The sequence below is a fragment of the Brevibacterium sediminis genome (genome assembly GCF_013623905.1).
Lineage (GTDB): Bacteria > Actinomycetota > Actinomycetes > Actinomycetales > Brevibacteriaceae > Brevibacterium > Brevibacterium sediminis.
On the sequence record NZ_JABKDD010000007.1, the window covers coordinates 36,008 to 50,617 of the forward strand.

The 14,610-nt window shown below is 64.5% G+C and carries 14 protein-coding genes and 1 tRNA gene; 6 read left to right on the forward strand and 9 right to left on the reverse strand.

Annotated elements, in window-relative coordinates; genetic code table 11:
* Nucleotides 1-148 precede the first annotated feature (148 nt).
* The 6 genes from HK108_RS11325 to HK108_RS11345 all read right to left on the reverse strand — a co-directional run bounded on the left by HK108_RS11325 (nucleotide 149) and on the right by HK108_RS11345 (nucleotide 5,007).
* On the reverse strand, nucleotides 149-469 hold the full coding sequence (locus HK108_RS11325; protein ID WP_039209700.1) for a GroES family chaperonin: 321 nt from the start codon (nucleotides 467-469) through the stop codon (nucleotides 149-151).
* Nucleotides 462-746, reverse strand: coding sequence for a DUF3618 domain-containing protein (locus HK108_RS11330; RefSeq protein ID WP_062862037.1), 285 nt, complete (start codon nucleotides 744-746; stop codon nucleotides 462-464). The genes HK108_RS11325 and HK108_RS11330 overlap by 8 nt, the downstream gene beginning before the upstream one ends.
* 96 nt (nucleotides 747-842) lie before the next feature.
* Nucleotides 843-1,391, reverse strand: coding sequence for an ASCH domain-containing protein (locus HK108_RS11335; RefSeq protein WP_219922333.1), 549 nt, complete (start codon nucleotides 1,389-1,391; stop codon nucleotides 843-845).
* Nucleotides 1,388-1,564, reverse strand: coding sequence for a hypothetical protein (locus HK108_RS18655; RefSeq protein WP_219922334.1), 177 nt, complete (start codon nucleotides 1,562-1,564; stop codon nucleotides 1,388-1,390). The genes HK108_RS11335 and HK108_RS18655 overlap by 4 nt, the downstream gene beginning before the upstream one ends.
* A gap of 6 nt (nucleotides 1,565-1,570) precedes the next feature.
* Entirely contained in the window at nucleotides 1,571-3,190 is a 1,620-nt protein-coding gene (locus HK108_RS11340; RefSeq protein WP_181271619.1) for a hypothetical protein, read from the reverse strand.
* 131 nt (nucleotides 3,191-3,321) lie between these two features.
* Nucleotides 3,322-5,007: a hypothetical protein gene (locus HK108_RS11345; RefSeq protein WP_181271620.1), complete on the reverse strand. Its 1,686-nt coding sequence runs from the start codon at nucleotides 5,005-5,007 to the stop codon at nucleotides 3,322-3,324.
* A gap of 227 nt (nucleotides 5,008-5,234) precedes the next feature.
* On the opposite strand from HK108_RS11345, the gene HK108_RS11350 reads away from it, so the two are divergent.
* From HK108_RS11350 to HK108_RS11365, 4 genes are all read left to right on the forward strand, one after another.
* Nucleotides 5,235-5,307 (forward strand) — tRNA-His (locus HK108_RS11350).
* 148 nt (nucleotides 5,308-5,455) lie between these two features.
* The gene (locus HK108_RS11355) at nucleotides 5,456-6,301 is read left to right on the forward strand and encodes a ribokinase (RefSeq protein WP_181271621.1); all 846 of its coding nucleotides are present in this window, start codon (nucleotides 5,456-5,458) and stop codon (nucleotides 6,299-6,301) included.
* A 108-nt stretch (nucleotides 6,302-6,409) separates the two neighbouring features.
* Nucleotides 6,410-7,327: a dihydrodipicolinate synthase family protein gene (locus tag HK108_RS11360; protein WP_181271622.1), complete on the forward strand. Its 918-nt coding sequence runs from the start codon at nucleotides 6,410-6,412 to the stop codon at nucleotides 7,325-7,327.
* Between the two features lie 211 nt (nucleotides 7,328-7,538).
* On the forward strand, nucleotides 7,539-9,740 hold the full coding sequence (locus tag HK108_RS11365; protein ID WP_181271623.1) for a choice-of-anchor I family protein: 2,202 nt from the start codon (nucleotides 7,539-7,541) through the stop codon (nucleotides 9,738-9,740).
* A 158-nt stretch (nucleotides 9,741-9,898) separates the two neighbouring features.
* On the opposite strand, the gene HK108_RS11370 is transcribed toward HK108_RS11365, so the two are convergent.
* Together HK108_RS11370 and HK108_RS11375 are read right to left on the reverse strand one after the other, a co-directional pair.
* Nucleotides 9,899-10,717, reverse strand: coding sequence for a siderophore-interacting protein (locus HK108_RS11370; RefSeq protein ID WP_181271624.1), 819 nt, complete (start codon nucleotides 10,715-10,717; stop codon nucleotides 9,899-9,901).
* A gap of 128 nt (nucleotides 10,718-10,845) precedes the next feature.
* Nucleotides 10,846-12,177, reverse strand: coding sequence for a glutaminase (locus HK108_RS11375; protein ID WP_139908515.1), 1,332 nt, complete (start codon nucleotides 12,175-12,177; stop codon nucleotides 10,846-10,848).
* 248 nt (nucleotides 12,178-12,425) lie between these two features.
* Between HK108_RS11375 and HK108_RS11380 the strand changes: the two genes are divergently transcribed.
* Complete coding sequence (locus tag HK108_RS11380) at nucleotides 12,426-13,295, forward strand: hypothetical protein (protein ID WP_181271625.1); 870 nt, start codon at nucleotides 12,426-12,428, stop codon at nucleotides 13,293-13,295.
* Nucleotides 13,295-14,029: a hypothetical protein gene (locus HK108_RS11385; RefSeq protein WP_181271626.1), complete on the forward strand. Its 735-nt coding sequence runs from the start codon at nucleotides 13,295-13,297 to the stop codon at nucleotides 14,027-14,029. The genes HK108_RS11380 and HK108_RS11385 overlap by 1 nt, the downstream gene beginning before the upstream one ends.
* A gap of 139 nt (nucleotides 14,030-14,168) precedes the next feature.
* Here the strand turns inward: HK108_RS11385 and HK108_RS11390 are convergent, their stop codons facing one another.
* Nucleotides 14,169-14,552 carry an antitoxin gene (locus HK108_RS11390; RefSeq protein WP_181271627.1) on the reverse strand — a complete coding sequence of 128 codons (384 nt, stop codon included), beginning with the start codon at nucleotides 14,550-14,552 and terminating at the stop codon, nucleotides 14,169-14,171.
* Nucleotides 14,553-14,610: the final 58 nt, after the last annotated feature.

A 14,610-nucleotide genomic window follows, 5' to 3' on the forward strand; every position in this document is an offset into this window, starting at 1 on the left:
CAAACCGAGATCGGCCCATATTCAGTTTTGTGATGAAGGTCGCAAGCCCCTGGTCAGAGTCCCTTTGCCCGCGAATCCGGCGACCCGGAACCCACTGATCAATAGTCCCTCCACCGCACCGGATTCGCCCTCGATGCCCGGAGGCACTTCAGAGATACATTCCGGAACTCGACTGTTCGGCCGGTTCGGAGATCGCGTGGACGTCGCGTTCGCGCAACAGCACATACGCGCGTCCCTCGAGCTCCACCTCGGCGAGTTCCTCGGGATCGTAGAGGACGGTATCGCCGAGGTTGGCCTGCCTCACATGGGGGCCCGCCGCTACGACCTTGCCCCACACGAGGCGTCTGCCCATGCTGGCGGTGGCGGGAATGACGATGCCCGCCGAGGATTTGCGTTCCCCGGCTTCCGCGCTGGGTTCGAGCAGGATCCGGTCATGGAGCATCCGGATCGGTAGTGCGGCATCAGCCACGCTTGCGACCGGAGAGTCCGACGATGAGGGCGGCCACACCGAGGACGGCACCGGCACCGAGTGCGATGATCTCGGGCTTGGGGGAGCCGTCTTCCTCGACGACCTCGGACTTCGCCTTGTTGACTGCCCGCGTCGCCAGCACCTTCGGGTGGATGCGGCCGACGAGCTCGTCGATGTTCTCGGCGATGCGCTCCTCGCGCAGTCGGATCGACTCCGCGAGCTGCGCGGTTGTCGCCTGGTCGACGGTCACATCTGAGGTGTAGACGTTGTCAGTCATCGGGTCGAGTCCTCCCGGTCGAGAATGCTTTGCTGCGTCTGTGACCTTGTGCCACAGTGCTTCGCTGTCCAGCTTAGCGGCTGGGCACTGTGAGTGTCAGATATCGGCCGCGGTTCGACGGAATCTTACGATCTCGACGCTCGCGTCCGCGGGCATGGTCGGGTAGTGACCGCGGAGATTGGCGATATACCGCTCCAATCCACTCGGGCGGGTGAGGTCGAGATCCTCAGGTCGCAGTTCGTCGAGTCGCTTCACCATCACCGAGGCGACTTCCACGGGGAGCGTGCCATGCGCGGTGTTCTCGAAGTACGCCAGAGCCGGACCCGTGCAGTGGCCTTCGTTCCACCGCACCGTCAGCGTCTTCGTCCCGTCCGCGACGGCCTCGAAGTATCTAGCGTGGAACCTCAGTAGCCGTTTGGGATCAGAATCCGGGTGCCGATAGGAGTGGGGGAGCAGGGCGGGGATCGGGGCAATCGACGTCTGGCCCGTGGTGTCGTCGGGCACGACGACGAGCGCATCGGGATGGAGGTCGAGGATGACCTGACGGCAGCGTCCGCACGGGGCCAGCACACCGCGGTTCCGGTCGCCAACCGCTGCGATCGTGACCAGGGGTCCGGCGTTCGCTGCCGCGGCGGCACCGATCACGACGAGTTCCGCGCAGGGTCCGCCGGTGAAGTGAAAGACGTTGACGCCGGTGTGGATGCGACCGTAGCGTCCATCGCGGCAGCGGCAACGGTGTGGTTGTCATCGCTGCCGAGTCCGCTAACGAGCTGCTCGGCAGCGGCGATGACTCGCAGTTCGGAGTCGAAGAGGCCCACGCGGCCTCACTCCTGTTTTCTGCGGCGTCCCATGAGGTAGATGATGAACCCGACCGCGGCCATTCCGGAGGCGGCGAGGACGAAGATGGGCCAGGAGCTGACGATCGTGGAAATGATGGATTCGCCGAACGAGGTCGCCGGATTCTGGTTGGCTCGCGGGGACGGCTGATCGCCACCCGTGATGAGGTCCGTATCGTCTTTGGGCGCAGGCTCGTCGGGGTTGCGAGGCACAGGGTCCGAGTAGTCAGGGGTTTCGGTATCCTCGTCATCCCCGGGCAGCCATTCGTCACCAGCGTTGCCGGGAATGGTCTCGCGCTCATCATCGGGGGAGCCGTTGCCGTTCGACGGGTCCGGGGTGGTGCCGTCGGCATCAGAGGCTCCGATCGACGAGCCGGAACCATCCTTGTCCGATTCCTTCTCGTCATCGTCGCCGGAGTCCGAATCGGAGCCCGATCTGTCGGAATCGCTGCCGCGTGAGCCGTCCGAGCCTGAGCCGGTGTCGGCGTCAGATTCTCGGCCGTCGGAGTCCTTGTCACCCGAGGTGTTCGCGCGACCCTTCGATCCCGAATCCGATGAGGTGGAGCCATCGGTCGAGGTGGTGCTGTCCGTTGAGGTGTCGCTGTCCGCAGACGACCCGTCCTTGCCGGCCCCGCGGTCGTTCGCAGAGCCGTCGTCGGAGGTGGCGCCGTCCTTGCTGGCGGTCTTGCCGCCGTCCGGGTCACTGTCTGCCTCGGCACCTTCGGATGAGGTCGACCCATCCGCTGTTGGAGAGGGATCGCTGTCTGCCGTCCCATCCTTTTCGGTGCCGGTCTCCGAATCGTCCGGCGTGGAGCCGTCGGGGTCGGTGGATGCGTCGGCCCCGTCCTCGTTGTCGGGATAGGGTTGCCCATCGGTGACGACGATCGTCCCGTCTTTGACCTCAAACGTCCATTCAGGGTCGGGTCCGGAAGGCGCGAACTCTTTGAAGTCCATCGGGTCGGCCTGGCCCTTGGCAACGACCTTGCCGTCGCTGTTGAAGAAGTACACTGTGGGTGCTGCTTCAGCGGTCGCCTCGGCAACGGACTGTCCGCTGTCGTCGGTGTCCGAATCACTCGTGCCCGAATCAGCGTTGTCGTCGGCGGACGATTGTGCCGGAATGCGCTTCATCGACTGTTCCGGTGCCTTGAAAGTCTTTCCGACCCAACTCTCCGGCAAGGTGCCTTCAGGGTTTTCCTGATTGTTCTTCGGAACGGACAGCTGATTGCCGATCATCTGCCACTTGGCGGTGAGTTCGCCCTCGATCGCGCACGGTTCGTCCGAGGTCCACTCCTGATCCTTGCAGGCCTTGTCACCGTCTTCGGTTGGACCCGGATCGGGGCCGCTGTCGGCCCCTCCCTCGGATTCGGCGCTGCTCGAATCCGCGTCGGCACCATTGGTGCCGTCAGCAGTTGAACCAGCGTCATCGCCGGAATCGGAATCTGCTCCGGCGGAAGCACCTGCCTCCGCGTTCGAACTGGCTTCGGCCGTGGGGGTCGGACTCGGCTGCGCGAATGCAGGTGTGAACGTCGCCGAGATAGGTAGTGCTGCCAGGGCAAGCGCGGCGCCGATTGCGGCGGCTCTGCGGCTGAACCTGTGTGAGACTGGCACTACGTTCCTTCGCGGTGGGGATTCCGACTTCATTGGGTCAAGGGGACATGACGTTCAGACACATCGGGCACTATCTTAATGTCTCGGCCAGATGTGTTAAAGCCGTAGGCGTGTTTCGCCGTGGCGCGGAATCAGCGATCCTGCGTCTCTGACTTCTTCGGATATGCGCGAACGGTCGAGTCGTCACCGAGCACCAGGGCCTCGTTGCCCTTGTCGACGACCGCCAGCAGGTCGGTATCGGTCTTGAACGCCTGTTTGCCGGCGAGCAGGCACGAGGTGCTCGTGTCCATCGTGCAGGGCACGATGGATCCGCGCGGTTCGGAGAGATGGATATCACGGCTGGAGACGTCCATCAGCAGCAGACCCGTCTCCAGGTCGAAGAGATATGGACCGATATAGGCGCGTTCTCCCGCCTGCCCGCGCACCCAGGACTTCTCGCCGACGATGTCAGTTGTCGTGGTCACAGTCGAGAGGATCGACCCGTCGTCGAGGGAGTGGACGACGAGCTGGATCCTGTGACCCGAGTTCGTCGAAGCGCCCTGTTCGCCCCACAACGTGATCGCCTTGCCGTGGCCAGCGGAGATCCAGTCGATGATCTTCAGTTCGTCACCGGGGCTTTCGAGCTTGATGCTGCGTTCGTCGCCGGACTTGATGTTCTTCGCTGTGACCGGACCGTTCCAGTCCGAACTGAAGATCTCATCATCGTCGATGGCCATCGGTGTCGAGCCGGCCTGCGGGGTGGGCACGTCTTCCAGGCCCTCGGCGCCGAAGGTCGAGAGCTTGTTGCCCGACTTGATGAGCACGCTCTTGCCTGCGGAGGTGATGCGGGCTTTCTCCGGCAACTGGTAGGTCTTCGGCTTCGATTCCCCGTCGAAGAGCGCCTCGGCGGTATTGCCCGACTGCCACAGCAGGGCCGGGCGGCCGTCGATGACGGTATCGACGGCAAAGGTCGGGGACTGATCGATCTTGGCTTTGTACCGGGACTTGCCGGTGTCGGCGTCGAGGACTTCGAGGCGGTTGTCGTTGACGAGGAGCACGCCGCGATCGGAGGCTGTCACCGAGGCGCGCTTGGGCACCTCGGCTTCCCACGTGGGGGAGTTGTCGTAGCTGGGAACTATGTCCTGGGTATTGTCGACGGAGAGTTCGGAGGCGGGGTTGACCTGCTGCTCCGAACCGATCGTCTGCGGGGTATCGGGGGAGTCGACGGGGACGATATTGGGAACGACGAAGGCGCCGATCATAAGGATCGCCAGACCGATGAGCACGAGTCCTGGGATGGTGATCTTCTTCAGTCGCTGCGGACGGTTGCGTGTCGACCGTTTGCGCACCGGTGTCTTCTTCACTGTCGGCGTGGCCGGTGCGGCCGGTCCGGAGAACGGAGTGCCCATCGGGTAGCTGTCGCCGTTCGACCCTGATGAGTCGTCATAGGCTGCGAAGCCGTTCTGCCCGCTGGCGGACTGGCCGTGTGTGCTCTGGCCGTTCGTGTTCTCGCCGCCTGTGTTCTGGTCGGCGTCGTCCGGTTGTCCGGCCGTCTCAGCCGAACCATGCGCGGACGAAGCGGTCGATGATTCGTCCGCGACCTCCTCGGCGCCGGTGTTGTATTTGGGAACCGCCCCGACTCGGCCATTCACATCGATGCCGATCTCGGTCGTCTTCGTACCGTCGTCGATCGTCACGGTCAGGGGAGTCGCGGTCTCCTTGGCATAGTCGCCGAGGTAGGAGATGGCCTGTCCGGTGTCCGAATAGCGACTCGTCGCCCCGTTGAGGGTGGTGTAGGTGAACCCGTCATCGGAGACGGAGATCAACGCACGAGGCATGTACAGGGTTCCTTGACATCTATCGAGGACAGGGCCGAGTCAATACTAATGAATGTCGAGGGTCGCTCCTACCAGTTTTCCGAAACCGTTATAGATCGCTACTGAATCGTTGCATGTAATGAGATCTGCGTCTCATCGAGCCGAAGGGGCGGTTCTGGTTTGCCCGGGTCAGGCGGGTGCGGTTAAGATGTATCTTGCTGTCTGCGCCTGAAGGCGCAGCGCATGTGGTGGGTATAGCTCAGCTGGTAGAGCGCCGCGTTGTGGTCGCGGATGTCGCGGGTTCAAGTCCCGTTACTCACCCCGATCGGGAAGCCCCGTGATCTGTGCAGATGGATCGCGGGGCTTCTCTCATGTTCGCTGTGTGCCCACGTTTTGCCAACACCCGCCCGATTCCGATCGCCGACAATCGTCGTCGATCCGCCCTCTTTCGATCGTCGATAATGGGGCCATGACCATCGACTGCTCCCTGACGGTCGTCGGCAGCATCAACGCCGATATCACCGCCACCACTTCCCGACTTCCCGCCGCCGGCGAGACCGTGGGAGGAGGCAGACTGTCCCGTTCTCCCGGCGGTAAGGGGGCGAACCAGGCCGCCGCTGCCGCCCGCCTCGGTGCGCGGACCCGCATGATCGGTGCGGTCGGCCCAGACTCCGACGGCAGGGCAATGCTCGAGGCCCTCCGCGCCGCCGGGGTGGATACCGATGACATCGCCGAGGCGACCGCCGAGACCGGGACCGCGCTCATCATGGTCGACGCCCACGGTGAGAATCAGATCGCCGTCTGCGAAGGAGCGAATGCCGAGGTCAGCCTCGACGGTATCGAATTCCGGGCCGACGAGGCCGTGCTCACTCAACTCGAGATCTCCCTCGATCTCATCGTCGAGCTCGCGAACCATGTGCCCGGGTTCCTCGCCGTCAATGCGGCTCCCGCCCTTCAACTGCCCGCCGAGGTGGTCGACCGTGCCGACCTCATCATCGTCAACGAATGCGAGTACTCCCAGCTGCCGCAGCTGCAGACCGCGAAGCTCGTGGCCGTCACCTACGGGGCGGAAGGGTCGGCACTGTTGCAGAGAGGTGAGCAGATCGCCTTCGCCGAGGCGGTCCCCGCGAATCCCGTGAGCACCGTCGGTGCCGGAGATGCCTACTGCGCGGCGCTGACCATCGGCCTGACCAGCGGACTCGAACCGGAGCGCGCGCTGCGGGCGGCCAACGCCGTCGGTGCGGCGGCTGTGGAAGTCGCCACGGCGCAACCGGAGTTCGATCGGTTCGAGATGTACCTGCCTACTCTCGACTGACCTGGCAGACTGAACGCAAGCGGACCCATCCGCTGCTGCCGACCGCGTTTCGTCGCGACCACCCGAGGTTCGCGCCATCGGTGGCCCGCGTCCACCCGAGGAGGATCATTGACGAACACCCCCGACCCGTCCCTGTTCACCGGGCTGAGTGCCTTTCCGCTGACCCCGCTGAAAGGTGGTTCCCTCGACGAGGATGCCTTCGTCGGTCTCATCGAACGTCTCGTCCTCGCCGGAGTCGACTCGATCACGGCGCTCGGATCGACCGGTTCGTACGCTTACCTCGACACCGACGAACGCGCCCGGGTGGCGCAGCTGAGCGTCGAATCCGCCCTCGACATCCCTGTTTTCATCGGAGTCGGTGCACTGCGGACGAGAGACGTTCTGGCCAATGTCGCCTCCGCCGAAGCTGCCGGGGCGCAGGGGGTGCTGCTGGCGCCGGTGAGCTATCAGCCGCTGACCGATGACGAGGTGTTCGCACTCTTCCGCAGCGTCACCGAGTCCACGGATCTGCCCGTCGTCGTCTACGACAACCCCGGAACCACGCACTTCACTTTCACCACTGAACTCTATTCACAACTGGCCGGGCTCGACGGTGTGGCCTCGATCAAGATCCCCGGAACACCGGCCTCGCCCGCCGGATGGGACGAGCGCATCGGAGAGATTCGTGCGGCCATCGGCAGTGAGGTGACGATCGGCATCTCCGGCGATGCCCATGGAGCCGAGGGCCTCATCGCCGGCTGTGATGCCTGGTACACGGCGGTCGGCGGCACCATCCCCGAGCCGATGCTCGAGATCACCCGGGCCGCGGAACTCGGCAATGCGCAGCTCGCCCGCGAACTCTCGGCCGAGCTGCAGCCGTTGTGGGATCTGTTCACCGAATTCGGCGGAAGCCTGCGCGTGACCGCCGCCATCGCCGAACATCTCGGACTCGTGGGTGCAGACACCCTGCCTCTGCCGGTGCGTGACCTCGATGCGGCAGCGAAGCGCAAGGTCGCCGAGGTGGCCGAGAACCTCGATCTCGGCTGAGCTCTCCCTGGCGACCTCACCGACCGCTCGCCTCAGCGCCGAGCGCTCACTGTATACGTATAACGTGAGCGGTCGACGTTAACCGAAGCAGTCGCTGAGTGTGTTCACCATCCGTCCATCTGCGGTTCGGAACCGGTCCATTCCGGGTGCCTATGAATAGGTGTTTGCGGGTTCAGCCGGCCCGCGACGCCCAATCGATCCCGGAGAACCGATGACGATCCCACTGTCCGCGAAGACGCTCACGGCCTCGGCGGCCGCCCTCCTGTTGGCCACCGGTTTCACCGTCGGCGGCACGGCGCCAGGCACGAGCACCGCTCACGCCGCGGAAGTGGACGATCCGATCAGCTCCTCGGCCTCGGACGCTCAGATCGAGATGGGCTTCCTCGGGTCCCACGAGACCGGACAGTTCGACGAGTCCGCCGCCGAGATCACCGCCGTCCACGGCGATACGGTCTTCACCGTCAACGCCCAGGCGGCCACCGTGGACGTCATCGACGCCTCCGACCCGACCAACCCGCAGAAGGTCTCCGAGATTAAGGGCACCGGGGTCGCGAACTCGATCTCCATCCGTGAGGACGGCCTGGGCGTCATCGCCCTCGAGGCCGATGACAAGACGCAGCCGGGCACCGTGATGTTCTTCGACGCGAACGACCCCGAGGCGGACATCCTCGGCGAGGTTCCCGTCGGGTCCCTGCCCGACATGGTCACCGTCACTCCGGACGGCAGCCATGCCCTGGTCGCGAACGAGGGCGAACCGGCCGATGATTTCTCGACCGACCCCGAAGGCTCGGTGTCCGTCATCGATCTCCCCGCCGAGGTGGCCGCGCCGTCGGACTCGGACGTGCACACTGCGGACTTCCACGAGTTCGAGGAGGGCGGAGCGAAGACACTGCCCGAGGATGTGCGGATCTTCGGACCCCAACCCGAAGAGGATCTGCCGATCTCGCGCAATCTCGAACCCGAGTACATCACTGTCGCCGGGGACAGGGCCTACGCGACCCTGCAGGAAGCGAACGCGATCGCGGTCGTCGATATCGCCTCGGCGTCGGTCGAGGAGATCCTCCCGTTGGGCCTCAAAGATCATGGCCAGGCCGGCAACGGACTCGATGCGTCGGACCGGGATCCCGAGGATGTTCCGACCGTGAACATCACGGAATACGAGGGGCTCAAGGGCGCCTATATGCCCGATACGATCTCGACGTTCACCTCCGGCGGCACCGATTACCTCGTGACCGCGAACGAGGGCGACTCCCGTGAGTGGGGCGACTTCGTCGATGCGGCCAGGGTCAAGGACCTCGGCGAGGACGGCCTCGCACCGGTGTGCGAGACCTCGCCGCTGGCTGACAGACTCGGCGACGCGGACCTCGGACGGCTGAACATCATCACCGATCTGGGTCTCAACGACGCCGGCGACTGCTATGAGGAGCTCGTGGCTTTCGGCGCCCGCTCATTCTCCGTGTGGACCACCGACGGGAAGCTCGTCGCCGATTCCGGGGACGAGTTCGAGAAGCTGACCGCCGAGGCGGTGCCCGAGTTCTTCAACTCCAACCATTCCGAGTCGAACCTCGAAGGACGCAGCGACGACAAGGGCCCAGAGCCCGAGGCGCTGACCATCGGCGAGGTGGGGGAGACGACCTACGCGTTCGTCGGCTTCGAACGCATCGGCGGAATAGCGGCCTTCGACCTCAGCGACCCGAGCGCCCCGAAGTTCGCGACCTACTTCAACAATCGGGCCTTCTCGGTCTCCGTCGAGGACGAGATCGAAGATGCCTCGGATCCTGCTGCGCTGCTCGCGAGCGCCGGAGACCTCGGACCGGAGGGCATTACGTTCCTCGGCTCCGATGAGTCGCCGACGGGTGAGGCTGCGCTCGTCGTCGGCAATGAGGTCTCGGGCACGACGAGCCTCTACTCGGTGGCCGATCTCGCGAACGGTGGAGACGACGGCGACGATGAGAACGCCGGGACTGACGAGGATGCTGGTGCTGATGAGAACGCCGGGACTGACGAGGATGCTGGTGCTGATGAGAACGCGGGCGCCGATGAGAACGCCGGGACAGATCAGGACGCCGGCGCAGACGACAACGCGGGTGCCGACGACAACGCGACCGAGGATGCTCAGGTCGACGCGGCCGGCAGCGAGTCCGACTCCGAGTCGGGTGCGAACGACAGCGCTCGGGCCGATGCGGGCAGCGAAGCGGATTCGCGCGCTGACGGTGCGGTTGCTGACGGGGCGGAGTCGGATAGCGAAGCTGGCTCGAGTGCAGACGGTTCCGAAGCATCCAGCGACGGTGACGGTGACCCGCTGCCGCGCACCGGTGCCGATCTCGGTCAGTACCTCATCCTCGGCGGCATCGCTGTAGGTCTCATCGCCATCGGCACTGCGGCCTACTTCTTCGCCCGCCGTCGCAGCTGAACCCCAGCCGCACACGACCGCCGACAGCTCACCTCGGCGTCGACCGCTCACCCTATGGCACGAGCGGTCGACGGCAACTCGAGCGGTCAGCGGCGGCGCCGACGCTGACTAGAGCGGTCGACGGCAACCTGAGCGGTCGGTGTGACCAGGCAGGGAAATCAGTCGATCTGGCCGATGGGCTCGCGCTTCTCGGCCTGGAACTGGTCCTCGGCACGGCCGCGGGCCCAATACGCCGAGATCGACAGCGACTCCCGCGGCACTTCGCGGTCCTTGAGGATCTTGCGGATCGCCTTGATCGTCTCGCGCTCGCCGTGGGCGAAGACCTGCGGAGTGCCCGCACGCCACTCGAGCCCCTCAACTGCGGCAATGAGCTCGTCGTCCGAGTCCACCCATCTCACCTCGACGCCTTCCGGCGCCTCGGGCAGAACGCGATCGGCGTCGTCGGCGACATAGGCCAGGACGACCCCGGTGGCTCCGGTGGGCATGGCTTCGATGGCCGAACTCACCGCGGGGATCGCGGAATGGTCGGCGATGAGCAGGTGCCAGTCGGACTCGGCGGCAGGGGCGTACTTGCCGCCCGCGCCGGAGAGGACCAGCGTGTCTCCCGGCTTCGCGCTCTTCGCCCACGGTCCGGCGATTCCGTCATCGTCGTGGATGACGAAGTCGATGCTCAGCCACTTCTCGTCCAGGTTGATCTCGCGCACCGTGTAGGTACGGCGACTCGGCAGCTTCTCGGGGGATTGCTCGCGCAGCTTCGTCAGGTCGTAGGGCGGGACGAGCCCGTGTGCCGGATCGGCGAAGAGGAGCTTGACGTACTTGTCGGTCGCATCGTTCGAATCGATGTTGTCGAAGGTGTCCCCGCCGAGGCGGATCCGCACCAGGTGCGGGCTGACTTCGGTCGTCTCGAGCACGGTGAGAACAGCCTGCTGGCGGACGGGTCGTGCGGTGCGTTCGGGGGTGTTGGGTGCGGTCGTCACAGGCGGCCTTTCTCAAACGGGGTGCCCCTGGAAGCTCACGGTCGGCCTTGAAGTGTGGAGCCGCCTCGGCGCAGGGGTTCAGTAAGGCTCACCTTATCAAATCTCTGTCGACCACCCACCGGCCCCCGTCAGTTGGAGCGGTCGGCCATCTCCCGACGACGATCGTCGCGGATGCGTTTGAGTCCTTTGACCGATTTGAGCGAATCGAGGATCTGCACACCTGGAAGGGCGGAGTTCGGTCCTTTGCACTGCATCATGTCGTCGGGGTCGAGCAGGACCACGCGGATCCCATCGTCCTTCATTCGTGACAGCGCCTCGGTGAGCATGCTCCGGGCGACGGAGTTGATCTCGTTGACGCGGCGCAGGTCGAGGACGAAGGTGTTCGTGGTGGAACCGGGTTCGTCCATCGTGCGCAGGACGTTCTCCGAACCGCTCCACTGGATGAGTCCCTGCAGGCTGCAGATGCGGACCATTTTGCCCTCAGAGTCGACGAAGCGACGGTCGCGGCGGATGATCGAGCGGGCCGGTTCCGGAGCATCCATGATGTGCAGGCTCAGCCGATCTGAGAGGTCCTGGAAGATCTTCGCTCCGCGGACGCTCGTGCCGTGCCTGTCCAGCCGCGGAGAGAACGTGGCGATGCCGACCTGACCGGGCATGACACCGAAGACACCGCCGGAGACTCCGCTCTTGGCGGGGATCCCGATCTCTGTCATCCAGTCGCCGGCCGCGTCGTACATGCCGCAGGTCATCATGACTGCGAGCACCTGCCGATTGACCCTGGGGGAGAGCACCTGTTCGCCGGTCAGCGGGTTGATGCCGCCGCCGGCCAGCGTCGAGGCCATGATGGCGAGGTCCTTGACGGTGACGGTGATCGCGCACTGTTCGATATAGCCGCGGACCACCTCGTCGGGGTCGTCATAGAAGATGTCGTAGGACCGGAGCATGTTCGCGATGGCGACATTGCGGTAGGCTTCCCGCCATTCGCCGTCGGCCACCGATTCGTCGATCGACAGCTCTCGGCCGGCGAAGCGAGAGAGTCCGGCGCGCACGATCTCCGTGCGTTCGGCCAAGCTTGCACCCGGATCGCCGAGGATGGAGTGAATAGTCATGGCCCCGGCGTTGATCATCGGGTTGAGCGGCCGACCCGACTTCTTGTCCAGGGAGAGCTCGTTGAACTTCTCACCGCTGGGTTCGACGCCGACCATCTCGAGGACCCCGGCCAGGCCCTCCTGCTCGAGGGCGAGGCCGTAGATGAAGGGCTTCGACATCGACTGGATCGAGAACTCATAGTCGGCATCGCCGGAGGTGTACTCGACGCCGTCGAGGGTGGAGATGCAGATCGCGAGCTTCTCCGGATCCGCTGAGGCGAGGTCCGGGATATAGTCCGCATTCTCGCCGGACCGATCCGGTCGGAATCGGTCGAGCGTCTCATCGAGGAAATCCGGGATAGGCGATCGCATGGCACCTCCTGCTGCAGTCGTGGTCGGTTGGCACAGCGTAGCTTGACGCAGACTGCCATTCTCACACACTCCTCCGCCGGCTGCCGATCGTCGGCAGCAGAGCCACCGGTTCGGCCGAACGGGGCCGGTGCGGAGGTACTTCGATGACGCACTCAGCGGCACAGTCTCAGCGCCGCACCCAGCGATTGTTCCAGGTCTGGCACCGACTGTGCAGCTCCTGTGACGGGACCCGGCCATAGTGTGAAGTCATGACCCGCCCCAAGCTGCTCCTCCTCATCGGCATCGCGTTCACTGTCGCCGTCATCGGCGTGATCGTGACCGCGCTGGTGCTGCGGTACTCGGCTCCCCACCCTGAGACCAAAAGCCTGCCCGAACATGCGCTGTCCCCGCAGGAGACCATCACCGAGGTGGCCCCGCACAAGGACGGTACAGTGCAGATCCGCCAAAGGCTGATCTTCGAGAGCCCGCCTGAAGGCGGAAAACCGGTCGGTCTGTGGATCAGTGATGTCGGCGTGGGCAGTGATCCGCGGACCGGCAACAGGCTGGCGATGATGCCGAAGCCGTCGGCGCTGAGAGCAGTCGAGCTGAGCACAGCCGACGATTCGACCCAGGCATCGCCGAAGACAGTCGGAGAGCTGCACATCGACGTCGAAGAGACGAAGCAGGAGGGCTTCGACCAACCGCGGGTTCTCTTCGAGTTCACCCCGCAGGATTCCGACGGAAAGGCCGTGCCGTGGAGCGAAGGCCGTCATGTCGTCGAGCTCGAATACGTCCTTGACGATGTGTTCATCACCGTGGCCGGCGAGGAATTCTTCGCCGTGCCCGTCCCCGTGATCGGGAATGGTCAGCGCACACCGACGACGCACACTTTGGACATCGACACCGACGGGCCGGTGTACTGTCCGGCCGACAACGTCGACTTCGATCTTGGTGACGGGTGTGACGCTGAGGCATTCTCGCGAGTCGATGACAGCGATGCGATCAACAGCGGCGACGCGGCCGAAGACGGAACCCATATGGTCTGGCGGGAGTCCCTGACGGACAGTCATGAAATCATCGCCTTCACTCCTCCCACGGGAATGACAGTATCCCCGATCCCTGCAGAGGAGAGGCAGTGATGAGCGAGACGAAGAGAGGATTCGGAACCCGGGGAGCGTTCTCCATTATGGCGGCGCTCGCCGTGACTGCGGTGATCACGACTGTGATCGTAGCGCCCGGCGGAGTGGATGCAGCGCCGAACCCGCTGCGAGACAAGACTGCTGAGCACACGGTCAGCATCGCCGTCGATGGCAGCTACTCGGTGCGGATGGATACGAAACTCGAGCTGGCGCTGGAGACAGCATGGGGATTCGGTGGTGACATCCATGACGGATTCCGCCTGCCCGACTCCAAGTCTCTGCTGCCGCCGTACCTGCGTGCGCGCTATTCGAATCCGCAGGGAACCATCGATTCGGCTCCCGCCGAGGCGACTATCGAGGAAGAGCTGCATTCCGTCGATATCGGATTCTCCACAGACAGGCTCACTGCAGGAGCTCATCGAGGGGTCCTCAACTACGAGGTGGCGGGGGCAGCGGTGCCTGCAGCAGACATGAACGGCGATCAGGACAATGGCGTCGTCGTGTATGTCCGTCCCTTGGACCGAGGAGACCTCGTCATCGAGTCCGCGGCACCGATCTCTGCCGTCGACTGTGAGGTCTTCTCTCCCCGTGGCGAGTCATGCGGAGAGAAGACGGGGGACTCGTGGACTGTGCCGGCCGAGGATCTCCTGCACGATCGTGCTGTCATCGACGCAGTGCGGATCACGATCGACGCCGATCCGAAGGGTGTGCCGGCCCCGGACATCGATTCCTGAGCCAGGATTGTCTGCACAGTCGCATATCTGACCCTGCTGGCCGCACCGTCAGCCGCACCGCTGCGTCCGCTTAAGACCGCCGAACAGAGATCGAGCCCCTGCCGCAGTCGGCAGGGGCTCGATCAGGTGACGCAGATGATCAGCGGTTTCCGGCAGGTCCGTTGCCGCCGTCGAGACCGTTGTCGCCACGATCATCTCCGCGGACATCGTTCCCACGAACGTCGTCGCCGCGGTTCGCACCGCCGGGCTGATCGTCGCCGCGGTTCGCACCGCCGGGCTGATCGTCGCTGCGATTCGCTCCACCGGTCTGATCACGGTCATTGCCGATGGCATTGTCGGCGGCGTCCCGGGCCTTCTTGATCTTGTCCGAGTGCTTGCCTCCGGTCAGGGAGTCAGCGACACCGGCGGCCTTGTCGAGGACGGAGTCGGTGACCTTCTCAGCTTTGTCAGAATTGAGCTTGTCCTTGACCTTGGGATCATTGGCGAGGTTCTTGGCCTTGTCGAGGAATTTGTCGAATGCCATGGCACGGTCCTTCTCAGTTGGTCGGATGCACTGTCGATGCTGATCGTGGGGATGAACA

Bases quoted from the DNA above. Each gene is read 5' to 3' on its own strand.
- HK108_RS11385 (WP_181271626.1), top strand. From the start codon at position 13,295: ATGAGCGAGACGAAGAGAGGATTCGGAACCCGGGGAGCGTTCTCCATT.
- HK108_RS11375 (WP_139908515.1), bottom strand. From the start codon at position 12,177: ATGCGATCGCCTATCCCGGATTTCCTCGATGAGACGCTCGACCGATTC.
- HK108_RS11330 (WP_062862037.1), bottom strand. From the start codon at position 746: ATGACTGACAACGTCTACACCTCAGATGTGACCGTCGACCAGGCGACA.
- HK108_RS11365 (WP_181271623.1), top strand. From the start codon at position 7,539: ATGACGATCCCACTGTCCGCGAAGACGCTCACGGCCTCGGCGGCCGCC.
- HK108_RS11355 (WP_181271621.1), top strand. From the start codon at position 5,456: ATGACCATCGACTGCTCCCTGACGGTCGTCGGCAGCATCAACGCCGAT.
- HK108_RS11390 (WP_181271627.1), bottom strand. From the start codon at position 14,552: ATGGCATTCGACAAATTCCTCGACAAGGCCAAGAACCTCGCCAATGAT.
- HK108_RS11380 (WP_181271625.1), top strand. From the start codon at position 12,426: ATGACCCGCCCCAAGCTGCTCCTCCTCATCGGCATCGCGTTCACTGTC.
- HK108_RS11345 (WP_181271620.1), bottom strand. From the start codon at position 5,007: ATGCCTCGTGCGTTGATCTCCGTCTCCGATGACGGGTTCACCTACACC.